The organism is Saccharothrix coeruleofusca, assembly GCF_014648515.1.
Taxonomy (GTDB): domain Bacteria; phylum Actinomycetota; class Actinomycetes; order Mycobacteriales; family Pseudonocardiaceae; genus Actinosynnema; species Actinosynnema coeruleofuscum.
This window is the reverse complement of the sequence record NZ_BMRG01000001.1, coordinates 636,399-637,456: the sequence shown is the minus strand read 5'-3', so window position 1 is coordinate 637,456 and position 1,058 is coordinate 636,399. Positions and strand designations below refer to the sequence as shown.

General features: G+C 78.8%; 1 pseudogene. It reads right to left on the bottom strand.

What is annotated here, in order from left to right:
• Positions 1 to 1,058: pseudogene (locus IEZ00_RS03325) on the bottom strand (AfsR/SARP family transcriptional regulator); the annotation flags it as partial.

Genomic DNA, 1,058 nt, shown 5'->3' with positions numbered 1-1,058 from the left:
TTCCACCGCGTAGGCGCGCAGCAAGTCGTGCGAGCGGTACCGGTGCGGAACGCGCTCGTCGACGAGGTGCCGACGGCTCAGCTCGGCCAGCAGCGCGCGGGCCCGCGTCACCGGGACGCCCGCGGTCGACGCCGCCGCGCAGGCGTCCACGTCGGCGCCGGGGTGGTCGCCCAGCAGCCGGAACAGCCGCGCGGCGTCCGGGCTCAGCACGCGGTAGGAGCAGGCGAACACGGCGCGCACGTCCAGCACGGCGTCCAGCGCGTCGAGGCGGATGTGCTCGTCGCGCAGCTCGTCGGCCAGCGCCCGCAGCGGGAAACCCCGGTTCACCGCGGCGCGGGCGGCCACGACCGACAGCGCCAGCGGCAGCCGGGCCGAGTGCTCCACGAGTTCGGCGACGGCCCGCGGCTCGGCGTCGACCCGGTCGCGGCCCAGCCGCTCGGCCAGCAGCGCCACGGCCTCCGGGCCGGTCAGCACGTCGAGGCCGAGGTGGTCGGCGCCCTGCTCGGCGACCAGGCGCGTCATCCGGTCGCGGCTGGTGACCAGGGTGAGGCAGGGCGGGCCGCCCGGCAGCAGCGGCACCACCTGCGCGGCGTCGGCGGCGTTGTCGAGCAGCACGAGCACGCGGCGGTCGGCGAGCAGGCTGCGGTAGAGCGCGGCGGCCTCCTCCTGGCCGGGCGGCAGGTTGTGGGCGGGCACCCCGAGCGCTTCGAGGAACCCGCGCAGCACGGCCTCGGGCGGCACGGGCGCGTGCGTCGGGTCGAAGCCGCGCAGGTCGGCGTACAGCTGCCCGTCGGGGAAGCGCCCGGCGTGGTCGTGCGCCCAGCGCAGCGCCAGCGCGGTCTTGCCCACGCCCCCGGTGCCCGCGACCACCACCAGCGCGGTGCCGTGCCGGTCCAGTGCGGCCAGCTCAGCGGCGCGACCGGTGAAGCGCGGCGGCGCGGGCGGCAGCTGCCGCGGCACCGGCCGACCCGGCACCGGCGGCGGGTCGCCGACCAGGACGCGCCGGTGCAGCTCGCGCAGCTCGGGGCCGGGGTCGGCGCCCAGCTCCTCGGCGAGCC